Below are 23220 nucleotides of genomic sequence, written 5' to 3' on the forward strand. Positions count from 1 at the left end.
TTCTATTCGTTTTCGCTTAGTGTAAACTTGATCGATTGTCCCGATAACTCAGTATAAGGCTCCACGCTCTGTTTGGTACAATAGCCGTCCCCTTCAAAACTGACGTCCACATTCAACAGACTGCCAAATTTGATCAAATCTGCTTTGGACCAGGAGGTCGTATCAGGCATGTAATACTTGTCGCTATCCGTAATCAGCAGTACCCGTCCGCCAGGCATGATCGAAGTGCCGCTGTCAACGGACTGTGCGATGACCTTCTCGCCATCACCGATGACAACAGGGGTCAACCCAGATTTTTGAACATCAGTTGCCGCTGATTCTGTATCAAGATTACGATAATCCCCTACAGTCGTTTCACTACCAGAGGTTGTACTATCTTCTAATGCAGAATTTTTCAGATCCATGACTCGTTTCATCAATGGATTGGCAATTTCACCCAACACGGTGCTTTCGTGCTTCTCTGGCAATTTAATCGTCAAATACAAAATATATTCAGGTTCTTCTGAAGGAAACATCAAAACAACAGAATACAGATAATTGGTACCACCAGACAAATACTTACCGGTCGTTGGATCGGCTACTTGGGCTGTCCCCGTTTTCGCGGAAATATTGTAGCCCGGTAGTTCATAGACACCATAAGCACTTCCGTAATTTTCACTTTCGACAACATCACGCATATATTCCCGTACTTTTGTTGCCGCTTCTGCTGTGATGGGATGGCCAACTTCTTCTGGTTGTGTGACCGTTTCTTCTCCTGTATTGCCATCAACGATTTTACTAATAAATTGTGGTTTTAACATCGTTCCGTTATTTGCCACCGACGTAAAGGCCTGCATCATTTGGAAATTCGTCACACCAATCGCTTGACCAAATGACGTCATCGCTTGGCTGACAGGGTTATCCTCTGGTGTGATCCCAGTATTTTCGTTAGGCAATCCTGAATAGGTACTGCGACCAAAACCAAATTCTTTTAAGTATTGTTGCCAACGATCTGCCATTCGCTGTTCCAAGGTCACCATTCCAATATTACTCGACCATGAAAGTGCTTGGCGCATCGTCAGTGTTCCTTTTTGACCGAAGTCCCAGTCGTTGATGGTTGCATCATAAAGTTTCATTCCATCAGGGCTTGGGGTAAAAGTTTCGTTTTCATTAAAGATCCCTTGATCGATCGCTGCTGCCGTCGTCAAGATCTTCATGGTTGATCCTGGCTCGTAGTTGTCCTCAACTAATAGGTTTTGCCAATCATTGATGGAATCCAAATTTTCTGGATTATAGGTTGGCCGCTGCGCCATCGCCACGATCTCACCCGTTTTTGCATCCATCAAGTTCGCTGTTAAGTTTTCTGGTTTGTTTTCTTTAAAGACACTGTCCATCAGCGTTTCCAAGTAGCTTTGGATTCGACTATCGATGGTCGTATAGACGTCTTTTCCATCCACCGCTGCAACAGTTTCGGCTACGGTTCCTGGCAACGGATTTTGATTGTTATCTTTTTGATAAACGATCTCGCCATCGGTCCCAGAAAGCACGTCATTGTACGCAGCTTCTAGTCCCGTTTTCCCAACTAGACCAGTATCGTCATCATTGGCAACAGCATACCCGATAAAGTGAGAAGAAAAGACACCATTCGGATAAAGACGAGCTGGATGACTGTCAAAATGAAAGCCAGCAATCCCTTCTTTTTCCATTGCATCTTCAATCGCATTCTTTTGTTCTAATGTAATATTGTTCCCTTTGCTTCCAAAAGAAACACGCCATAATTGTTGCTCAAGCCCTTCTTCTAATGTATTGACTGCTGTTTCTTGGTCGATGGACAATACATCCGACAAGATTTTGCCCAATTTATTGAAGTTTGCTTTTTCTGCAAAAAGATTCTTTTTGCCATCTTTGTAATTTTGGTTCAAAACAGCGTAAATTGAATAGGAAGTCACATCTTCAGCAATTGGAATCCCATTGCGGTCATAGATCGTTCCACGTTTCGCTTTGATGACTTCACTGCCTTCATAAAGATTTTTCGTTTTTTCAGCTAAGGAAGTCCCAGCGACATCTCCGACAATGACGATGTAGCTCAAACGCGTGACAAACAAAAAGAACAATCCAATACTCGTAGCAAAGAGAATAATACCTACTTTTTTGCGATTGTTCGTTGTAGTTTGATTGTTCTTTTTTAAGTATTGCTTGAATTTATCTGTTAACTTCATTTAGTCCACTTTCCTTAAATTGCCGTCATCGATCGACAATCCATTATCCTCAGCAATCTTTTGGATGCGCTCGGTTTTAGAAAGTTCATTTTTCTCTTGTTCCAACTGTTCTGCTTGTGTTGTTTTTTCATTGATATCCGATTGGATCAAAGAAATATCGTGTTCGACTTGACTGATATTGGTTCGAATATTGATGGTCAAGATCGCCAACGTCAATACAGAGATGATCACAAAGGCAGCGATCAGTTTTTCCAGAGTAGAAATGCTTTTTAACCGACGAGCCGGAGATGCTGGTACGCGGATGACCTCAGGACGCTGGGGATCAGTAGGCAGTTTTTCAGTTGTCGGTTCAGAGTGTTCCATAGGTTGTGATTCAAGTGGTTCTCTGAATTCATAGTCATGAACTTTTAGTTCTGCCATAGTTGTTACCCTTCGCTTTCCTTGATTTTTTCCGCGATTCGCAGTTTCGCACTGCGAGAACGATTATTTTCAGCTACTTCTTCCTCAGTTGGAAGAAGTGGTTTTCTTGTTATAAGTTTAAGTGTTGGTTGGAATTCTTCTGGTATCATCGGCAAACCTGGCGGCATATCCTTCGGTGTGCTGTATTCCTTGAACATCGATTTCACGATGCGATCTTCTAAAGAGTGAAACGTGATGACACTCACACGTCCGTTGACTGCTAAAAGATGAATCGCTTGTTCAAGTGATTCTTCAATCACACCTAGCTCATCATTGACTGCAATGCGAATGGCTTGGAAAACCCGTTTTGCAGGGTGTCCGCCTTTTCTTCTTGCTGGCGCCGGAATGGCTGTTTTGATGATATCGACCAACTCACCCGTTGTTTCGATTGGATGATCTTGTCGCACCCGCTCGATTTCACGAGCGATTTGTTTCGAGAATTTTTCTTCTCCATAACGGAAGAAGATTTTGACTAATTGGTGGTAGTCGAATTGATTGACTACTTCATAGGCAGTCAATGTTGCAGTTTGATCCATCCGCATATCCAGCGGTGCATCTTGGTGGTAGCTAAAGCCGCGTTCGGCTTCATCTAATTGGGGTGAGGAAACACCTAAATCGTACAAAATCCCATCGACTCGGCTCACACCGTGTTGATGCAATGCTTCCTTTAAATAGCGGAAATTACTTTTAATGAACGTAACCATTCCTTTAGCAACATATGGTGCTAAACGTTCTTTCGCATGATCGATAGCAGTTTGGTCTTGATCAAAAGCAAAGAGATGTCCCTCTTCAGACAGTTGCGACAATAAATATTCACTATGACCGGCTCCACCTAATGTACAATCGACATAGACGCCTTCTGGACGAATCTTTAACCCATCAACGGTCTCCTGTAGCATAACGGTGTAGTGTTGAAAATCTGCCATGTGTTTTTTCCTCTTCCTATCAAGCCTATAAGCCAAAATCAATCATTGTTTCAGCAATTTCATCAAAGTTTTCTTCTGCTTCTTCAGAGAATGCTTGCCAACGCGTTTCATCCCAAATCTCGATTCGGTTTGAAACGCCGATGATCACACAGCTTTTGGTAAGGTCTGCATGATTTCTCAATGTAACAGGGATATTGATTCGTCCTTGTTTATCGATTTCGCACTCTGTTGCAGCAGAATAAAAGAAGCGGACAAATGTCCGAGCGTCCTTTTTCGCTAAAGGCATTTCGTTTAGTTTTTCTTCAAGTTTTTCCCATTCAGATAAGGGGTAGCCAAATAAACAGCCATCTAATCCACGTGTCACAACAAATTTTTCTCCGAGTTTTTCTCGTAGTTTTGAAGGGACGATTAGTCGGCCTTTTGCATCTATCGAATGTTGAAATTCACCCATAAACATCGATAAATAACCCCCGATCTCCACCTGATATTCACAGTCTACCACAATCCCCCACTTTCTACCACAAATTATATGAAATTTGAAAGGGAAGTTGTTTGACTTTTCTTTACCAAATGAGGAAAAAGAGGAAAACCGACTACTTAAAGTTTTTAAAAAAACTTTAAGTGAAAAAATGGGCGTTTATCAAGAGTCAAAACACTATAAGTAACTAACAATATTTAGAATGATCAAAACGACATGAAAAATGATCGTAAATAGAAAAATACTACGCCAATACATCTTTAAATAGCGACCATATTGGATCTCCTCATAGTAATATGCCTGAAAAACTGCCAGCAGAATCCCTAATAAAAAAATGGAGATCAAATAATACAATGTGATCGCTTGATCAAAAGTATACTTTGATAATTGATGAATCCCGACCATCAAAAACGGTACTGCTAAATCCGGTGCCTTCACGTGGTAACGATCATTCAAGGACAACGCGGAAACAATAAACCGACAGGCGAAATAGACGAGCACAGGGAAGATATACCAAAACAAAACGATTGGATTAAATCCAGACATACAGCAAAATCCTTTCTAACAACTAGTGTCACTATACTTTATTTTCTTTACATCCGTGTTTCAGTTCTTTTAAAAATCTGAGCTGGAATAAGACAGTCATGAAATTTTTTAAGGAGCCTCTTTGTTCACCAACTGACTTTTGAAAGTCTTGAAGAATGCATTTCTTTACCTATTAAAACAGAAGGGCGTATCTTCAACAAGTCTATCTTGCCATTCTAATGATTTTTTTTGTCCTGAAATTGAAAATTTCTTAATTTCTCCTTGGTTCAACTTGAGTTCTTGTGTATTTGAGGGTAAACTGTCACTAGAATAACTCTAAAAGGTGGATTAGAATGAACGAGAAAAAACCAAAAAGTACCTTTGCAAAAATCACGCAAGTCGTGATCTGGACCATGCTTATTCTCACTGTTGGCTCGATTTTCTTAGCAGCATACACAAGTATTATGGGTTAATCCTATTAAAAAAGTGCCCTTTTCCAAAATGATGGCTTCCATCTTTTGGAAAAGGGCACTTTTTTTACAGCAAGGGTGACACAAGGCGTGCCAAGCCTTCTTTGATTTTGATCGTCAGCTTTCTTTGCTGATACGCTTCGATCGTTAAGTGCTTGGAATCGATCGAATCCGCCAGAAACGCTTCCTTCGTTTGCGTTGCGAGTTGTGCATCATAGATGATCGTATTGACCTCAAAGTCTAAACGAAACGAACGAACATCGATATTTGCTGAACCAATCGAAACGAGCCCACTGTCAATGATCATCGTTTTTGCATGCATAAACCCTTTCTCATAAGTTTCGATGACTGCCCCAAAATGCAGCAGCTCAGCCGCAAAGGAATAGGTCGCCCAATATACCAAGGGATGATCCGGTTTGTTAGGGATTTGTATATGAACTTTCACCCCAGAAAGCAGTGCCAACTTCAAGGCATTGTGAATGGCTTCATCCGGAATATAATAAGGTGTTTGGATCAAGATTTCCTTTTTGGCTAAGTTGATCATTTTCAGATAGGTCATTTTGATTTCTTCATGTTCCGTATCAGGACCACTCGTGATGACTTGGGCTGCAATTGTCCCGACTTGTTTGATTTCAGGAAACAAGGAAGGATCATATTTGATCTCCAACGCATGTTGTGAATTCCAATCCATCAAAAACCGATTTTGCAGCGAATAGACAGCGGAACCGGCAATTCGCAAGTGATTGTCTCGCCAATAACCGAATTTTTCCACTTGCCCTAGATATTCATCTCCCACATTAAAACCGCCTGTATAGCCAATTTCTCCATCGATCACCACGATTTTCCGATGATTTCGATAATTGATTCGCGGATTGACATAAGGAACGAATAAAGGAAAGAAGAAGGCAATTTGACCGCCATGTAGACGCAACTCATCAAAAAACTTCAATGATACTTGGGTGCTGCCCCAAGCATCTAATAAGACTCTTACTTTTACGCCCCGCTTCGCCGCGCGCACCAGTGCCTCTTTGACTTCATTTCCCAATGTATCACTGCGATAAATGTAATATTCCATATGAATGTGATTTTTTGCCTGTTCGATATCCGCGATCAAGGCATCAAATTTCTGCCGTCCGTCAGTATAAAGCGTCATACTATTCGCTGTCGTATACAGGGATTGCCCAAAGACTGTCAACAGGTAGACCAGCTTCTGCACTTCTACCTGCGCGGTCGGCGGATGCGGAAACAGCTGACGAGCGAGGGCTTGTTTTTGTTCTTCTAATTCAACATTCAGCCCCACCTTTGCCTGTGAGCGCATATCAAAGATCTTTTCTTTAGAGATCCCTCTACCAAAGAAAAAGTAAAGCACAAAGCCAACGATTGGAATGAACATCAAGACCAAAAGCCAGGCCCACGTTTGAGCAGTCTGCCGCCTTTCTCTGAAAATGATAATGATTGATAACAAAATATTGACTATAAATAAAATGGTTACCAAATTATCCATTACAACCATTTCTCCACCTCTTCCCCGATTTCCCGCTACTAAAGCATATCAAAAAATAGTACCTAAAGTAAAGAAACACTGTGATGAAACAAAAAAAGCCGATCTTGACGATCGACTAAAAAAACATCGGTTTAGAATTTTAAGAAACGGCGCATTGATAAGACGGAACCAAGTGAACCGATCACGATCCCAATCAGCGCCATTACACCGCAAACTTGTAATAGAAACATATTTGGTGCAATTAAACTGTAATTTGAACGCAGTAAGGATGGATTGACCATTGCATAAACTTGGTGGTAGCCGAAGTACATTAATGCAATCGGAACGATCGAACCTAAGAGTCCGATCCAGCCGCCTTCAAGGAAGAATGGCCAACGAATGTATCCGTTTTTCGCCCCCACCAGACGCATGATCTGAATTTCTCTTTGACGAGACAAAATCGTGATCCGAATCGTATTAGAGATCAGGAACATTGCCACAAAAATCAATAAGACAGCAGCAGCTAAGCCCCAAGTCCGCACAGCAGCAGACAATTCAAAGATTCGGTCAGAAGAATCTCCGCCGTAATCGGCTTTGAAAACATTTGGCAATTCGCCAGCTTGCTCAGCGATCTCTGTCGTATACTCTGGATCTGTTGCACTGACGACAAACACGTTATACAGCGGATTGCTGTCGCCTTCGAACAAGTTCCATGAATCCCCCATTGCATCTTGGATCTTCTGCAATTCTTCGTCTCGGCTAGAAAATTTCACTTCTGAAACGTTCGGCAGATCATTTAAGGACTGTTCCAAAGCATCCATGTCTTCTTGTTCCGTACCAATATCAACGAAAACCGAAACGTCCACATTCTCGCGAATGTCTTCGGCTAGTTTTGTTGCATTTAAGATTACACCTAGAAAAATACCGACTAATGTCAGTGTGATCGTAACCGCACTCAATGACGCAATAGTCATCCAGCCGTTACGCTTTAAACTTTTGATACTCTCCAGGAGATGACGGAAAAATGTTCTAATCATCGTAACCATATTCTCCTTCCGCTTGGTCGCGAATAATGCGGCCATTTTCAATCGCGATCACGCGATGACGAATCGTATTTACGATCGTACTATTATGGGTCGCCATAACGACCGTTGTTCCTTGGGCATTGATCCGATCAAGCAGCTTCATGATTTCCCATGAGTTTTCAGGATCTAGATTCCCCGTTGGTTCATCCGCAATCAATACTTTCGGCGTATTTACGATGGCACGAGCAATCGACACCCGCTGTTGTTCCCCACCGGAAAGCTCACTTGGAAATACCCGCACCTTATGTTTCAGGCCGACCAAATCTAACACTTCCATCACCCGTTTTTTGATATCACGAGGTTTGCGGCCGATAACTTGCATTGCATAAGCAACATTTTCAAAGACCGTTTTCCGTGGTAAAAGTTTATAATCCTGAAAGACCACGCCGATTTCCCGACGCATCAATGGGATCTCGCGGTTTTTCATGCCGACCAAATCATATCCTGCGACATTCAAAACGCCTTTGGTTGCTTTTTCTTCCCGATACATCAATTTGATAAAGGTTGATTTACCGGCACCCGATGGGCCCACGACATAAACAAACTCTCCTTGATCAATTGAAATCGAAAGGTTACGGATAGCAGTCGTACCATTAGAGTACTTTTTCATTATATCTTTCATTTCTATCATACAGCTATCTCTCCATCTCAAATTTTCATTCTGGCTTATTATAGCATGAATATATTTCACCTTGCTTGCAACAGATTACAATTATGTTTCAATCTGTTTAAGTCACACAAGGTTATTTTTGATTCAGTTTCAGCTTCAAATACGCGTCGATAAAGCCATCCAAATCGCCATCCATGACTGCCTGTACATTCCCAGTTTCGAAATTCGTTCGGTGATCTTTGACCATCGAATAGGGATGGAAGACATAAGAACGGATTTGCGAGCCCCAACCAATTTCTAACTGCTCGCCTCGCAAGGCTGCTGCCTCTTGCTCTTTCTTTTCCACTTCTAATTGATACAGCTTGGCTTTCAACATCCCCATCGCTTGCTCACGGTTTTTCAATTGTGAGCGCTGGGCTTGGCTAGCAACGACCGTTCCTGTCGGAATATGGGTGATCCGCACAGCAGATTCGGTTTTGTTGATGTGCTGTCCACCCGCACCACTTGCGCGGTACGTATCGATTTTCAAATCATCTGAGTTGATTTCCACATCGATCGCCCCATCTAATTCTGGCATCACATCCACCGAGCAAAATGACGTGTGCCGTCTCTTGGCTGAATCAAAAGGTGAGATCCGAACTAAACGATGAACGCCTTTTTCCGATTTCAAATACCCATAGGCGTTGTGGCCTTTTACAAGTAAAGTGACACTTTTGATCCCCGCTTCATCACCAGCTTGATAGTCGAGGGTCTCTACTTGATACCCGTGTTGTTCGCAAAAACGAGTATACATCCGTAACAGCATGCTGCCCCAGTCTTGTGATTCGGTACCGCCTGCACCAGGATGAAGCTCGATGATGGCGTTATTTCGATCATAGGGTTCATCTAACAGCATCGACAATTCATAAGACGCCATTTTCTCGTTTAGCTTCGTGATCCGTGCTTCAAGTTCTGCTTCCATTTCTGGATCTGCTTCTTCTTGAATCATTTCCAACATCACTTCCAGCTCTTCCAATTCTTCTGCTAACTGATTGAACTGATCGTAGGTCTCTTTGTTGGCATTGTTTGCGTTAATGACTTGTTGAGCTTTTTCTGAGTCATCCCAAAAGGTGGGATCTGCCATTTGGTGTTCCGCTTCCGCAATGTCCTCTTCTAACTGATCTAAGTCAAAGAGACCCCCTAAAACTGATTATTTTTTCATTCATCTGGGTCAATTGATTCCGAATATCTGCGATTTCCATTAAAATTCCTTCTTTCTTTTTTTCTTACAAACGAAAGTAGACTGGACAAAAACGTCTGCCAGCCTACTCTCAACTTTTTCAAAACGTGTTACATATTTTTCCCGTGGCAATTCTTGAATTTTTTCCCGCTGCCGCATGGACAAGGATCGTTACGACCAACGTTTTTGAAACTTGGTGCTTGGGCAGCAGGTGCTTCTTCTACCCCTTGTGCTTCCCCTTGAGCAACTTGTTCCCGTTGAACGTTTTGACGAATCTCTGCCTTCATAAAGAGACGAGTTACTTCATATTCGATCGCTCCAACCATGTTCTCAAACATATTGAATCCTTCTGTTTGGTACTCAACTAATGGATTGTTTTGTCCATAAGCCCGTAACCCAACCGATTGACGCAGCTGATCCATAGCATCGATGTGGTCGGTCCACTTCGTATCGACAACTCGTAAGATGACGACTTTTTCAAATTCCAGTAATTGTTCTGGACTATTAAGTTGTGCTTTCTTTTGTTCAAAGACTTCTTCTGCCCGTTGGTTTAGGTAGTCTTTGATCTCTTGAGCTGATTTGCCCTTGATGTCCTCGATACTGATAGTATCTTCATGAACAAGTGCATTCGCCGCAAAATCAACGATTCCTTCGTAGTTCCAATTGCTTTCTTCTAATTGCGTATGACTGTCGACGACTCGGCTGATGGAACGTTTCACCATATTCATTAATTGTGGTGAAAGATCCGTTTCTTCCATGATCACTTCTTGACGTTGTCCGTAAATAACTTCCCGCTGTTCTCGCATCACGTCATCGTATTGCAAGACGTTTTTCCGAGTATCGTAGTTATTGCCTTCCACTCGTCGTTGGGCAGATTCTACTTGTTTTGAAAGCATCTTGCTTTGGATCACGGCGTCGCCTTCATCGATCTTCATCCGATCCAAGAACACTTTGATTCGTTCAGAACCAAAACGCTTCATTAAATCATCTTCTAACGACAAGTAAAATTGCGACATCCCTGGATCTCCTTGACGTCCCGCACGTCCCCGCAACTGATTATCGATCCGTCGTGATTCATGACGCTCAGTACCGATAACTGCCAAGCCGCCTAGTTCTGCAACACCAAGACCTAACTTGATATCCGTTCCCCGACCAGCCATATTGGTCGCGATCGTTACAGCACCTTTTTGTCCCGCATTCAAAATGATTTCTGCTTCTTTAAAGTGATTCTTGGCATTCAATACTTCATGAGGAACTTTCTCACGATCAAGCATCGATGACAGTAATTCAGAAGTCTCAACAGCGACCGTCCCTACAAGCACGGGTTGTCCTTTGCGGTGACGCTCTTTGATGTCTTGAACGACTGCTTGGAATTTGCTCGTAAGCGTTGGATAAAGCAAGTCCGCACGATCATCCCGTAAGATTGGTTTGTTTGTAGGAATCTGAATGACTTGCATGTTATAGATTTCTCGAAACTCTTCTTCTTCCGTTTTTGCTGTACCGGTCATCCCAGACAGTTTTTTGTACATCCGGAAGTAGTTCTGGAATGTGATCGTCGCCATCGTTTTGGTTTCATCTTCGATTTCGACACTTTCTTTCGCTTCGATCGCTTGATGGAGCCCATCAGAATATCGGCGACCATCCATGATCCGACCTGTAAATTGGTCAACGATCATTACTTTCCCATCTTGCACGACATAATCGATATCGCGAATCATAATGTAATTCGCTCGTAGTGCTTGATCCAAGTGATGGGTCAATGCCGTGTTTTCAATATCATACAAGTTTTCTAAGCCGAAGGTCTCTTCCGCTTTTTCGATCCCACGTTCTGTCAAACCGATCGTTTTTGATTGGATATCGATTTTGTAGTCTTCTTCTTCCGTCAAGCGTTTGACAAAATTGTCGACCCGATTGTAAAGCGCAGTTGATTTTTCTGCTTGTCCTGAAATGATCAACGGTGTTCTCGCTTCATCGATCAAGATCGAATCGACCTCATCGACGATGGCATAGTTTAATGGACGCTGTACCATTTGATGACGGTAAACCACCATGTTGTCCCGCAAATAATCAAACCCTAATTCATTGTTTGTACTATAAGTGATGTCACAAGCATATGCCGCACGTTTTTCTTCTGCTGATTTTGAGTTAATGTTCAAGCCGACCGTCAACCCTAAAAAGTTGTACAGCTCCCCCATCTCAGTCGAGTCACGAGTTGCCAAGTATTCATTGACAGTTACGACGTGGACACCTTGACCGCTCAAAGCATTCAAATAAACAGGTAATGTCGCCGTCAAGGTTTTCCCTTCACCCGTACGCATCTCTGGGATATTCCCATCATGCAAGACGATCCCACCCATTAATTGGACGTGGTAAGGATAAAGGCCCAAAACGCGTTTTGCAGCTTCACGTACTACTGCAAAGGCTTCAGGTAATAATTTATCCAAAGTCTCTCCCTCTTGGAAACGACGACGAAATTCATCGGTTTTCCCGCGTAATTGTTCATCAGATAAAGCGGCCATTTCATCCGCATGTGATTCAACTTGATTCGCAATATGGTCAAGACGTTTTAATTCTTTTTTGTCGTTTTCGATTAATTTTCTAAAAAAATTGGCCATACCTTAATAATTCTCCTTTTACTTCTGCATTATCCTAGCTGGAAACTCTCCTAACTATTTTAGCACTAGTTCACCATAAATGAAATATTTTTCGATAGAACTATCGCATCAATCTTGCGTGATAAACGGATTCTTAACCTTTTTTCACAGATTTTAAAGAAACGCGGGAAAAAAAACACGCAACAAGCCATTGATCGGCGCTGAAAGTCCAGCACACGCCCAAACGTCTTGTTGCGAAGGTTTGCAAATTATGCCGTTTTAAAACGGGTTTTTAAGAAAGCTAAGAAGAGCATCAGTAGCATGCCTAAAGACTGAATCCCGATCATCAAGACGATATCAGCGCCAATAAATCCTGCCAACATCGCAACGAGAGAGCCTGCCCCCAGTGCATTTAAAATCACGTTCGTACTTTCTTTGAAGCTGCCGATTGTCGATAGTCGTGATTTTTTCGTCAACCAAAGGAAAAACGCTGCGCCTATGACTAGAATACTATTCATTGCCACCAATAAAAATGCCACTGTGATCGTCTGACTGAAGAAAATCGCTGTCTCGTTGTTGCGATAGAAGCCGTCTTCGATTGCTTTTTGAAACGAAGCCGCATCATCTACTTGATCAGGTGCCATTTCCGCCGTGTAACGCATTTCATAGTGATAAGTTTGTCCATCGATTTCTTCTTTGATGGTCCAGTCTGTTTCCCGAAAATTGATGGCGTATTTTGCTTTTTCAAGAGCCGCTTCTGAAAGCGCAACGCCTATGATCCCCGCTTCTGTTTGGGAAAAGACTTGTGACTCATCCGCTAAAAGTTTGCCATCTTCCAGCTGCAACTCATTGTATTTTGCTGCCGTTTCTGCCGTCACGAGTGTTTTTGCATGGGGAAAAAATGCCGCAAAGGCTTGATCCGTTTGCTTGCTGATCATTAAGGTCAACGGGATCATCAGCAAGGACATCAAGAAAACATAGACGAACACTTGCTGCCAGCGATTTAATTTTTTACGCCATGCATAGACTTTTGTTGGAGAAAAAATGGCCCCAAAGTACGTTAAGGGAAATCGTTGTTCAGACATCCTATCATTCCTATCCTTTTGTTCCGCCAGAGGTCAAACCTGAAACAAAGTATTTTTGTAAGAAGAAAAACAGTGCAGCGATCGGTACGGCGATCAAAATCGCCCCTGCCGCAAAGAGTGCGACCCGTTGGTTACGGGCATCATTGATAAAGGTTTGTAGCCCGACTGCGACGGTCAAACGCTCTTGTGAGCGAAGCAAGAATCGCGCCAGCAAGAATTCGCCGAATGGTCCCATAAAGGCCCACAATGCTTGGACGGCAACCATTGGTTTTACGAGGGGCAAAACGATTTGCCAAAAGATACGAAAATGCCCTGCACCATCAAGTTTTGCTGATTCATCCAAGTCGATGGGTACCGTATCAAAGTACCCCTTCATCAGCCAAGTATTCATCGGAATCCCACCACCGATATAAATCAGTGTCAAGAACCAGAAGCTATCTAGACCGTTTGCTAATAAGCCCATAACATAAAAAGCGGTCAACGCCGACATTGTCGGTACCATTTGAACGATCAAGAACACCATCAGACTACTTTTACGACCAGCAAAACGGTAACGACTGTAAGTATACCCTGCTAACGTTACGATCATTACTTGAATGATCATCGTCGAAACGGCCACGATCAAGGTGTTTTTATACCATGTCAAATACGGGGTTTCATTGAATAAACGTCGAAAGTTGTTCAATGTCCAATCCGCATCAAAATCTAAGCGAAAAGCGATCATGTTCCCTGCCTTGAAGGCTGAGGTTGCGGTAATCAACAAGGGATAGATGATAATGATCGATAACGCGATCATAAACAAGTAGGTAAATAATTTGCTGAAAGAAAACTTCTTCTTTTTCATCCTCAATCCTCCATATTAAATGCATTCGTCTTTTTAAACACCAGTAATGAAATGGAGATCACCACAAAGGAAATGATCAAGGTCAATGCAGAAGCAATCGAATATTGTGGTGAGCCGCCGGTCGTCAGTTTGTAGATCCATGAAATCAAAATATCTGTCGATCCAGCATTTCCGCCTAAACTCCCTGGTCCACCTTCGTTAAATAGATAGATCATCGAGAAGTTATTAAAGTTCCCTGTATATTGCGTAACGAAGGTTGGGGCTGCTACCAAAAAGATTGCCGGCAGCGTAATGTTCCGAAAACGCTGCAACGCATTGGCTCCATCCATTTTTGCTGCTTCATACAAATCTTCGGAAATGGATTGTAAAATCCCCGAAACCATTACATAGATGTAAGGAAACCCTAACCAACCCTGAATCAAAATAATCGCCGTTTTCGTCCAAAACGGATCAGTCTTCCAAGCAATGTTCCCAATATCCACAAAAGGCAGATTGTTCAATAGCGGGATCACCTGCGTATTGATCGCTCCTGCGGTATCATTAAACATATTTGAAAAACTCATGATTGTGATAAACGCTGGCACCGCCCAAGGAAGCAAGAAAATCACCCCAAAGACGCGACGAAACTTCACAAATTTTTGGTTGGCAACAACTGCTGTCAGTATGCCGAGTGTAATTTGCAAGGTGGTTGCTAAAACGGTCCAAATCACCGTCCAACTGAATACTTTTACAAAGGTGTCGCGGTAAGAACTTAAGGTGAAGATATTCGTGAAATTCGAAAAACCGATCCAGTCGATTAAGTTTGCTGGCGGAATGTGTCGAAAATCATAGTTGGTAAATGCCATAAAGAGCGTCACCATTACTGGAAAAATAATTGCTACGATCATTACCAAGTAGGCAGGGATCGTCAGTAAGTACGCGAACCCATCTTCGTATAATTTTTTGAAAAATTCTTTTCTCGTAACAGCTACCGGGAAGCCTTTTTCAATGCTTTGCCGAACCTGATAAGCATCTTTGATATTTAAAACCCAAAAGATAATGAAAATAACGGTAACGATGACCTGCAGTGTTCCTTCAATCAACAAGAACAAAGAGTTGTCTTCCATCGGTACTGATCCGAGTGTGACAAAGTTATAAAGTGCTTGTCCACCAAACAAAAGCATTTCGACCAGAAAAATCAGAAAGGCTGCAAAAAAGAGACCCGCTTTGAATTTCTGACCATTTTTGAATTGTCCCCCACCAGGGATGATTGAAAGAAGCGCTGTCTGCATGGCTTGTGAATTCGTCCTCATATGTATCCTCCTTAAAATCGAAAGTCTGCCAAGCGGCCGACGATCGATAGAAAACAATCTCGTCAAGCAATTTCTTGCGTGCTACGTTGCAAGGAATCCTTTTGACAAACATCCTCTATAGAATCGTCGACATGAATGACAGACCGTAATCGGCTAATTATTAGTATTTCTGCTCAATCGCTTCTTCGATTGTTTTGGCAGCATTATCCGCTGCTTCTTGAGGAGTCATATTGCCTGAACCTGCATCAAACAGCATGTTTTCAGCCCCTACCCAAACCTCAGACATTTCAGGGATATTTGGCATTGGTTGTGAAACACTGTATTGCTCAATCACTGCTTTTGCTACTGGATCATCAGAAGCAGCGACTGTTTCTTGAGCCATAATGTTCGCTGGAATATCATGACGCATGTCATACAATTTCTCTTGATTGGCTTCGTTGGTCAAATACTCGACAAATTGTTGAGAAACGTCTTTGTTTTGTGAGTAGTTAGATACCACCCACGCTTTTCCGCCGCCAAATGTTTCATAATCATTGCCATTGCTCAGCGTTGGGATTTTCGCTACACCATAGTTGATGCCTGCTTCTTCAAAGCCGTTCACGCCCCATGGTCCATAAATGATAGCTGCTGTTTTGCCTTGATTGAAGTAATCCAACATCAAGTTTTCGTTGGCTGATACATCAAGCATTCCTTGCGGCCAGACATTTTGGAACCAATCAGTTGCATACGTGATTGCTTCAACAGAACCTTCATTGTTCAGCCCTAGATCAGATGGATCTGTTCCTTCATCACCAAAGACATACCCGCCATGCCCCGCTAATAGACCATACGTATAATAAAAGTCCGTCCAACGAGCTAAGAAACCAACATTGTCATCGCCTTCTGCAAAACGATCATCTTTTGCTAGTTCTTCTAAATCAGAAAAAGTTGCTGGTGCTTCATCGATCAAGTCTTTGTTGTAGAACATGACAACCGCTTCGATCATTGCTGGTGCGCCATAGATCTTATCATCGATGGTCACTTGTTGCTTGTCTGTATCGCTGTACCGTCCATCATCTGGCAAAGTCATTTCTGCCAAATGCCCTTGGGAGCCTACTTGACCCACACGGTCATAAGGAGACATCGTAACATCTGGGCCTTTCCCAGCAGGACCGTCTAGTTGAAGCGCATCCATTTGATCGAACATGTCCATTTCCACAACGTTGATGGTGACATCATTTTCAGATTCAAAGTCAGATTTCACTTCATTGATATAATCAATATAGTCTGCGCCTACAGAGACCGTGATCGTTTTTTCATCGCTACCTGAACCTGCATCTGCATTACTACCATCGGTACTACCGCCGTTGCCGCCACATGCTGCAAGCGCTAACAATGCACTTCCTGAAACTAATCCTAGAGCTGCCTTTTTCCAATTCACTTTCATCCTGTTTACCTCCTGCAATTTGTAACTCTATTATGCAACCGGTTTCTTAAAATGGCAAACATTTTCTAAATGTTAGCGATAACAAAAATTGAAAAAGCCTTTAAATTAAGATATTGAGGAATTGAAAAGAAATTGCGCAACCATTTGCTTAATTTTTCACCTTGTGGATTCACGAACCATGAGTTGCGGTAAAAAGCGCTGTTGTCGCAGGCTCGTATCGTTCTGTTCAATTTTTTGAATCAGTAATTCACCACAAGCTTCGCCCATCTCAACGATGGCTTGCTTCATAGTCGTCAACTTGGGCGAGCTGACCTGATCCAGGAATACCCCATCGTAGCCGACAATCCCAAAATCCTTTGGTATCTGCGCGCCAATCGACTGCAAGCCTTGATTGATGCCTAGTGCCAAACGATCCGTCGCACAAATAAAACAAGTATTTTCCGCAAATTGCTCCTTCTGTGCTGTGATAAAGGTGCGGGCTGCGGAAGAACGGTTCTCAAAACGATGGATTTTTGGTGCTTGTCCTGTTTTTGTGACTGTATCTATGTACCCTTTTTCTCGGCTTTTCGTAAATGCTTCTTCCAACTCTAAACCAATATAGACCAAGTGTTGATAGCCAGTATCGAGGGCGTGTTTACAAGCAGAAACGATCCCTTGGTAGTTGTCACTATCAACAAAGCTGAATCCAGCTTCATTTTCACCAAATAGAACGACGGGTTTCTTTAAATTTTTTATCCAGTCCATATCCTTTTGGCGAAATCCCGTAATGATACAACCATCTGCTGGGCCACGATCCACCCCATCCGTCGTAACCAGCTGCAACGAATAATGCGCTTTGCCGATGGAACGAGCGATCCCCACTAATAAATTCATATAGTATGGCTCCGTCGTGTCCATCTCCTCTAAGATATACACTTTGATGATATGAGAACGCTTGGAAACTAATGATTTGGCAGCAATATTCGGTTGATAATCCAGTTCTAGCATTGCTTGATGAACGAGCTGCTTTAGCTCTTCGGTCACTTTATCTGGATGGTTGATCACTCGAGAAACGGTCATTGCGGAAACATTTGCTTTTTTGGCGACATCTGCTAACGTAGTCATGATTCACTCTCCCTGTATGATTTCATCTATAGTATAACACAATAAAACAAAAGAGAAACAAAGCCAACTTTTATATAGAAAGATTTCTTGCTTCATTCCAAAAGATAAAAAAACAGAGCAGCTTCTCAGCTACTCTGTCAAAAAAGACTTTTTTTTGGGGTGTCGCCAAAAGGATCCCACACGTGTTAATCCGTTTCGATCAACCCGTATTTACCATCTTTCCGACGATACACAATGCTCGTTCCATTCGTTTCCGCATCTTCAAAGATAAAGAAGTTGTGTCCAAGCATGTTCATTTGTAAAACAGCTTCTTCACTATCCATTGGTTTTAAAGACAAACGTTTTGTACGTACGATGTCTAAATCAGAACCATTGGTTTCTTCATCGTTTGCTTCAGTTGTGAACAAATCACCATCTGTTGGCGGAACCAACGCTGTCTCACGAGATTTGCGATTGATTTTTGTTTTGAATTTGCGGATTTGGCGTTCCAATTTGTCAACAACCAAATCGATACTAGCATATAGATCAGGTGAAGTTTCTTCCGCACGTAGAACTAGGAATGGTAAAGGAATCGTTACTTCTACTTTTGCAGTTTTTTCTGTATAAACTTTCAAATTAACGTGTGCTGTCGCTTCTGGCACATCATTAAAATAACGTTCTAATTTACCTACTTTTTTCTCGACGTAATCACGGATCGCTTCTGTTACCTCGATATTTTCGCCACGCACATTATATCTAAACATAAAAATTACCCCTTTCGTCTACCAGTAAAGAAGGAAAAGGACCACTCTTTTCTTCTTCTTAACTCTATTATATCGAACTCTTGGTCATTTGCCTAGTAAATCGAACAATTTTCTTTAAGCGTTTTCAAAATAACGTTTCAACGAGCAATAGAAAAAGAACGAATCGACTGGGGGCCAAAGGACTGCAGTGCTTCAGCTGCATGATATAACGTTCTACCGGTAGTATACACATCATCGATCAACAATAATTTTTTCCCTTTGATTTCACACGCTACATCTGGCTTCACTGCAAAGGGTTGCGCCTCTACTAATCGTTGCCTGCGAGAACGTTGTGCCTGTGGTGCGGTATCAACAACTTTCTCCAGTAACTCTTGAAATCTGACTCCGGCGGCTTCCAGCACAGCGGTGACTTGATTAAACCCTCGCTGTTGGTAACGCTCTGCCGATAGTGGGATGGGAATCAAACACTCATAGTCAAACCTGTTGAGTTTCTGTTTGATCACAGGCGCAAACGTCCCCCGCAACTGATAGTTTCCCATCAGTTTGTATTCGTGAAGCCAATCCTTCATTCCTTGATCGTAAGCAAATAGCGCTCGGTGCTGCAATTGTATCATGGGACACGTTTCTTCCCAATAGAGACAATCGCTGCAAAACTCAGTTTCTTTTTTTCCACACGAAGGGCAGCAGGTTCGCCAATCGATCACTGAAAACTGTTGGGCACATTGCGGGCACAATTCATTTTCTGGGATACGCCAAGGAGCCAACACCTCAATGATCGTTCGTTCTCTAGGAAAAGTCCTTTTACACCAACTACACACCATCGGTCAGCCAGCTTTTTGCCAATTGGTTCATTTCCTTGATTTCGTTGAGTGCTTTTCGGATCGCTTCCGTCATTTGGTCGTAGAAAAAAATGACCTCCCCTTCCGTATAGGCCCCTTTACGATCGACACGACCAGCAATTTGCACGAGCGCCGATTTTGTAAAGACTGGATGATTAGCACCCAATACGATGACTGAGACGTTTTCAAACGTCACCCCACGCTCTAAAATCATCGTTGTAAACAACACCTTGTAAATCTGTCGACGAGCAGACGCTACTTTTTCGCTCCGTTTTTGATCTTGCGACGAAACGCTAGTCAAAGACCATGACGTGCCTTGTCGGCGGACAGCCGCTTCTACTTCCTTCATCAGCGCAATGCTTGGACAAAACACCAAGACAAAGTTTTTTTGAAGCAGCCGCTGCAACTGCTGCAGCAATGGTCGCAGCCAACGTTTTCTGCGATAAGCCTGCGCCCAGTGACTATAATGAACAGGTTTTGGAACGATCAATGGACGCTGATGAAACCGCAGCGGCATTCTCAAGACAGCGAATTTTCCACGAATTTCTTGCAGCAGTCGTTCTGAAGGCGTCGCACTTAAATAGATCAGACACCCGTTTTTGGCTAAGGCATTGTATAATCCGTAACGCAGCTGCGCATCGCCCTCGTAGGGAAATGCATCTACCTCATCCACCACGATCAGTTGAAAGCTCCGATAAAAATGCAGTAGCTGATGGGTGGTGGCAATAAGGATGTTTGTGTAGCGATAAGGCTCTTCTGATTTTCCATAAAGGAGCAAGCTTTCCTCTTGTGGAAATGCTTGCTGAATCCGCGGAAACAATTCACGACAAACATCGATCCGAGGTGAGACGATCGCCACTCGACCACCTTCTTGCCGAACGTAGCGGATCGTTTCAAAGATCATTTCGGTCTTCCCTGAACCCGTGACCGACCAAACAAGCGAGGATCGCTTTTGTCGACAATTAGACACCAATTGCTGGGAAATTTTTTGCTGGAACTGCGTCAATGCTCCTGGCCAGACGATGTGGTGATCAATGGCTGGACTATCCGTAGGTTGAATCACCAGTCGCCTATTTGATGTGATCCGACCATAGCGAATACAGGTTGGACAGTAATAGCTGCCTATCGGTAATTGCACCGACGGCTTGCGGTGGGAAGAACCGCATCGCTGACAAACGATTCTCTGCCCCTGCTCGAGCATTGCCGGTCGAGAATCAAAGGGTTTTCCTACATTCATTGTTTCATCTAAAACAAAAAATTGTCTTCCTTTTTGATTGGTCATAACATACACCTCAGTTTTAAGTACGCAAAAAAATCGGTTCAACTACTTTTTGAAAAGTACTTGAACCGATTACAGGTTTCTTGTTTGCTTCAACAGCAGGTCTTGCTTATTCGCCGATCAATGTCAAAGCTTGATCTAAGACTTTTTCGCCGTTCATCATGCCGTAATCTGCCATGTTGATTACTTCTAAAGGAATTCCTTTTGGCGCTAGACGTTTCTCAAAATCGCCTTTCATGAAACGAACTTGTGGTCCTAATAATAAAACATTTACGTCTTTGCTTTCTAAATGTTGATCTGCTTCTGAAGCGGAAACTGCAAAAATATCTGCTTCTAATCCTTTTGCTTCAGCTGCTTTTTGCATTTTTGTTACTAATAAGCTTGTACTCATTCCTGCAGAACAAACTAACATAATTGTTTTTTTCGCCATATCGAACACTCCTTGAATTTTAAGAATAAGATAACATTTCCTATCTCTAGTATAGAACAAGTTTGAAATTTGTCAACGCTTTCTATCCAGCAGCCAGTTTGATTTTACTAAACGGTTAAAAACGACATACTCTTTTTTTAAATTGACGAGGACTACCTCATAGCCGGCATTCAGCCACGCATAGGCCCCGTTTTCAGGATGTCGGTAATCATTTGCCCACCAATCCGTACTCTTGCGGGCACTTTTGGGCAAGCCAGATGCTGGGAAAAGAAATTCATCAAACTGTGTAAAGGTTAACGTAATTTGTGAACCGCCGTTGTTTTTTAAATAGTGCGTGATCGTATCGTACTTTTTGCGTCTACCCAAAGCAACTGCCTCCTCTTTTTCAGGTCTGTGTTGGTGCCTTTTTCTTTCTTCTATTTGTAACTTTCCTTCCGATTGCCTATACTAGAAACATAAAGGAGGCGATCGTACGCGTGACTTATCGAACGATCCGACAAGATGGAGAAACGGAAATAGAAATCAAAAAATCGCGTTTCATCTGTTCGTTAAAACGAATCCAATCAGAAGATGAAGCCAAAGCGTTTATACAAGCCCTCAAAAAAGAACATTGGAAGGCGAATCATCATTGCAGCGCCTATGTATTGGGTGAAAACCATGAGATCCAACGCAGCAGTGATGATGGTGAACCTAGCGGCACCGCTGGAGTACCGATTTTAGAAGTATTGAAGAAAAATGACTTGATCAATATGGTCGCTGTCGTTACCCGCTACTTCGGTGGAACGAAACTTGGCGCTGGCGGATTGATCCGCGCTTATTCCAGTTCAGCTTCCGCTGGCATCAAGGCGGTGGGAATTGTCGAAGGCGTTTTGCATCAAGAGCTTGCATTGACCATTGATTATCCCCTTTTAGGTAAGCTGCAAAACTATTTAGAACTGCAGAACATCTACGTAAAAGACATTGCTTATACCGAGAAAATCGTTGTTACCTTAATGATTCCCGAAGCAACGCTTGCCGACCAAGAAGCCGCTTTGATTGATTTGCTGCAAGGGCAAGTGCAGCTAAACAAAGGCAAGACCGAATATGTAGAGCGCCTCATCGAGGAGCCAACCGAGTAACTATGCAGGGCAAGCACCGGTCAGGTTTGCTTTTTTCCTCAAAGCGGGGACCCTTATGCCGCTTGCTGCAGCGAATGCAGGAACGCCCAATCGTTGAAAAACCGAATTGACCGATGCGGAGCAACAGCACGTATGCTCGCAGTGTCCTTTCGGCTTTTTCGCGTCTTTTTTGTTTCCAGCCGTCTCAGGCAGCTTATTTTTCCATATAAAATTCGAAACGATTGCCGACATATTGGGTGCGCACATATTCAAATGGTTGCCCATCTTCAAATGAAGTGATTTGCCGCATACGTAAAATCGCATCGCCGCGTTTGATTTGTAAATAATCAGCAATTTGCTCGGAAGCGACCATAGCTGAGATCGTTTGCGAAGCGCCGCCGATTTTCCGCTGTCCTTTTTCTTCCAACACTTTATAGAGGGAAGAGATGATCTCCTCCTTGCTAAAGTCATGAATAAACTTTTCAGGGATACTCGCTACTTCAAAACAGATCGGCACATCATCCGCATACCGAATCCGCTCCATCCGTAAAATCGTTTCGTGTCCTTCTAATTGCAGCTTTTCCATCTCACTGGAGCTAGGTGCCGTCAAGAAATAAGCGACCGCTTTGCTGGAAGGCTTACGACCAAGAGAATTCATAATTTCGGTAAAACTCGTCGTGCCCGTCATTTTCTCCTGTACTTTTTGGCGAGCCACATAAGTGCCAGAACCGATTTTGCGCTCAAGAATCCCCTCATCCGCTAAGGTTTGGATCGCTTGCCGCAACGTCATGCGACTCACGCCGAATTGTTTTGACAACTCCCGTTCTGAAGGCAGACGATCCCCGATTTTGTATGTATTGTTTTCGATATTGGCTTTGATTTGATCATGAATCTGGATATAAACAGGTAATTTTTCCACCACTACACATTCCTCCGTTCCCCTCCTATTATAACTGGTATATACCTAAATAGCTAATAAAAAAAGCAAAAACTGCTCAGTTTTTCTCAATTTGTGCGAACTCTTTCCCCATTTT

The 23220-nt window shown here is 42.8% G+C and carries 22 protein-coding genes and 2 pseudogenes; 2 read left to right on the forward strand and 22 right to left on the reverse strand.

What is annotated here, in order from left to right; genetic code table 11:
- Positions 1-2: 2 nt before the first annotated feature.
- From IGI76_RS12435 to IGI76_RS12455, 5 genes are all read right to left on the reverse strand, one after another.
- Positions 3-2198 (reverse strand): penicillin-binding transpeptidase domain-containing protein, encoded by a 2196-nt coding sequence (locus tag IGI76_RS12435; protein WP_333718663.1) that lies wholly within the window; start codon positions 2196-2198, stop codon positions 3-5.
- Positions 2199-2618 carry a cell division protein FtsL gene (gene ftsL, locus IGI76_RS12440; protein ID WP_005228796.1) on the reverse strand — a complete coding sequence of 140 codons (420 nt, stop codon included), beginning with the start codon at positions 2616-2618 and terminating at the stop codon, positions 2199-2201.
- A gap of 5 nt (positions 2619-2623) precedes the next feature.
- Entirely contained in the window at positions 2624-3583 is a 960-nt protein-coding gene (rsmH, locus tag IGI76_RS12445) for a 16S rRNA (cytosine(1402)-N(4))-methyltransferase RsmH (RefSeq protein WP_010749771.1), read from the reverse strand.
- A gap of 25 nt (positions 3584-3608) precedes the next feature.
- The gene (mraZ, locus tag IGI76_RS12450) at positions 3609-4040 is read right to left on the reverse strand and encodes a division/cell wall cluster transcriptional repressor MraZ (protein WP_005228792.1); all 432 of its coding nucleotides are present in this window, start codon (positions 4038-4040) and stop codon (positions 3609-3611) included.
- A 198-nt stretch (positions 4041-4238) separates the two neighbouring features.
- Positions 4239-4607 carry a DUF3397 domain-containing protein gene (locus IGI76_RS12455; RefSeq protein WP_005228786.1) on the reverse strand — a complete coding sequence of 123 codons (369 nt, stop codon included), beginning with the start codon at positions 4605-4607 and terminating at the stop codon, positions 4239-4241.
- A 332-nt stretch (positions 4608-4939) separates the two neighbouring features.
- On the opposite strand from IGI76_RS12455, the gene IGI76_RS12460 reads away from it, so the two are divergent.
- A complete protein-coding gene (locus IGI76_RS12460; RefSeq protein WP_005237290.1) occupies positions 4940-5059 on the forward strand; it encodes a DUF4044 domain-containing protein in 120 nt (39 codons plus the stop codon).
- 64 nt (positions 5060-5123) lie between these two features.
- On the opposite strand, the gene cls is transcribed toward IGI76_RS12460, so the two are convergent.
- The 16 genes and pseudogenes from cls to IGI76_RS12540 form a co-directional block, all read right to left on the reverse strand.
- The gene (cls, locus tag IGI76_RS12465; protein ID WP_231434752.1) at positions 5124-6569 is read right to left on the reverse strand and encodes a cardiolipin synthase; all 1446 of its coding nucleotides are present in this window, start codon (positions 6567-6569) and stop codon (positions 5124-5126) included.
- Between the two features lie 122 nt (positions 6570-6691).
- The gene (ftsX, locus tag IGI76_RS12470) at positions 6692-7576 is read right to left on the reverse strand and encodes a permease-like cell division protein FtsX (RefSeq protein ID WP_010749773.1); all 885 of its coding nucleotides are present in this window, start codon (positions 7574-7576) and stop codon (positions 6692-6694) included.
- Positions 7569-8255 (reverse strand): cell division ATP-binding protein FtsE, encoded by a 687-nt coding sequence (gene ftsE, locus IGI76_RS12475; protein ID WP_005228783.1) that lies wholly within the window; start codon positions 8253-8255, stop codon positions 7569-7571. The genes ftsX and ftsE overlap by 8 nt, the downstream gene beginning before the upstream one ends.
- A gap of 112 nt (positions 8256-8367) precedes the next feature.
- Positions 8368-9475, reverse strand: a protein-coding gene (prfB, locus tag IGI76_RS12480; RefSeq protein WP_100214389.1) for a peptide chain release factor 2 whose coding sequence is annotated in 2 segments (ribosomal slippage) — positions 8368-9402 and positions 9404-9475 — 1107 coding nt in all. Because the reading frame shifts where the segments join, the coding sequence is not laid out codon by codon here.
- An 88-nt stretch (positions 9476-9563) separates the two neighbouring features.
- Positions 9564-9638 (reverse strand): annotated as a pseudogene (locus tag IGI76_RS12485) (SEC-C metal-binding domain-containing protein); the annotation flags it as partial.
- Between the two features lie 45 nt (positions 9639-9683).
- Positions 9684-12068 (reverse strand): annotated as a pseudogene (secA, locus tag IGI76_RS12490) (preprotein translocase subunit SecA); the annotation flags it as partial.
- A gap of 248 nt (positions 12069-12316) precedes the next feature.
- Complete coding sequence (locus IGI76_RS12495) at positions 12317-13132, reverse strand: DUF1189 family protein (RefSeq protein ID WP_010749776.1); 816 nt, start codon at positions 13130-13132, stop codon at positions 12317-12319.
- 10 nt (positions 13133-13142) lie between these two features.
- Positions 13143-13976 carry a sugar ABC transporter permease gene (locus IGI76_RS12500; protein ID WP_016608756.1) on the reverse strand — a complete coding sequence of 278 codons (834 nt, stop codon included), beginning with the start codon at positions 13974-13976 and terminating at the stop codon, positions 13143-13145.
- Between the two features lie 2 nt (positions 13977-13978).
- Positions 13979-15268, reverse strand: coding sequence for a carbohydrate ABC transporter permease (locus IGI76_RS12505; protein WP_010749778.1), 1290 nt, complete (start codon positions 15266-15268; stop codon positions 13979-13981).
- A 160-nt stretch (positions 15269-15428) separates the two neighbouring features.
- Positions 15429-16694, reverse strand: coding sequence for an extracellular solute-binding protein (locus tag IGI76_RS12510; RefSeq protein ID WP_086337986.1), 1266 nt, complete (start codon positions 16692-16694; stop codon positions 15429-15431).
- Between the two features lie 156 nt (positions 16695-16850).
- The gene (locus tag IGI76_RS12515; RefSeq protein ID WP_231434753.1) at positions 16851-17798 is read right to left on the reverse strand and encodes a LacI family DNA-binding transcriptional regulator; all 948 of its coding nucleotides are present in this window, start codon (positions 17796-17798) and stop codon (positions 16851-16853) included.
- A 185-nt stretch (positions 17799-17983) separates the two neighbouring features.
- Positions 17984-18541 (reverse strand): ribosome hibernation-promoting factor, HPF/YfiA family, encoded by a 558-nt coding sequence (gene hpf / locus IGI76_RS12520; RefSeq protein ID WP_005231866.1) that lies wholly within the window; start codon positions 18539-18541, stop codon positions 17984-17986.
- Between the two features lie 137 nt (positions 18542-18678).
- Positions 18679-19155 carry a ComF family protein gene (locus tag IGI76_RS12525; RefSeq protein WP_016608760.1) on the reverse strand — a complete coding sequence of 159 codons (477 nt, stop codon included), beginning with the start codon at positions 19153-19155 and terminating at the stop codon, positions 18679-18681.
- Positions 19156-19351: 196 nt separating this feature from the next.
- Positions 19352-20662 carry a DEAD/DEAH box helicase gene (locus IGI76_RS12530; protein ID WP_231434754.1) on the reverse strand — a complete coding sequence of 437 codons (1311 nt, stop codon included), beginning with the start codon at positions 20660-20662 and terminating at the stop codon, positions 19352-19354.
- Between the two features lie 106 nt (positions 20663-20768).
- The gene (locus IGI76_RS12535) at positions 20769-21089 is read right to left on the reverse strand and encodes a PTS sugar transporter subunit IIB (protein WP_005228768.1); all 321 of its coding nucleotides are present in this window, start codon (positions 21087-21089) and stop codon (positions 20769-20771) included.
- A gap of 72 nt (positions 21090-21161) precedes the next feature.
- Positions 21162-21455 (reverse strand): DUF7662 domain-containing protein, encoded by a 294-nt coding sequence (locus IGI76_RS12540; RefSeq protein WP_231434755.1) that lies wholly within the window; start codon positions 21453-21455, stop codon positions 21162-21164.
- Between the two features lie 110 nt (positions 21456-21565).
- Between IGI76_RS12540 and IGI76_RS12545 the strand changes: the two genes are divergently transcribed.
- Positions 21566-22207 carry a YigZ family protein gene (locus tag IGI76_RS12545; protein WP_086337984.1) on the forward strand — a complete coding sequence of 214 codons (642 nt, stop codon included), beginning with the start codon at positions 21566-21568 and terminating at the stop codon, positions 22205-22207.
- A gap of 193 nt (positions 22208-22400) precedes the next feature.
- On the opposite strand, the gene IGI76_RS12550 is transcribed toward IGI76_RS12545, so the two are convergent.
- Positions 22401-23108 carry a GntR family transcriptional regulator gene (locus IGI76_RS12550; protein ID WP_005228765.1) on the reverse strand — a complete coding sequence of 236 codons (708 nt, stop codon included), beginning with the start codon at positions 23106-23108 and terminating at the stop codon, positions 22401-22403.
- Positions 23109-23220 lie beyond the last annotated feature (112 nt).

The organism is Enterococcus sp. DIV2449a (assembly GCF_051711225.1).
In the GTDB taxonomy this organism is placed as follows: Bacteria; Bacillota; Bacilli; order Lactobacillales; family Enterococcaceae; genus Enterococcus_D; species Enterococcus_D casseliflavus.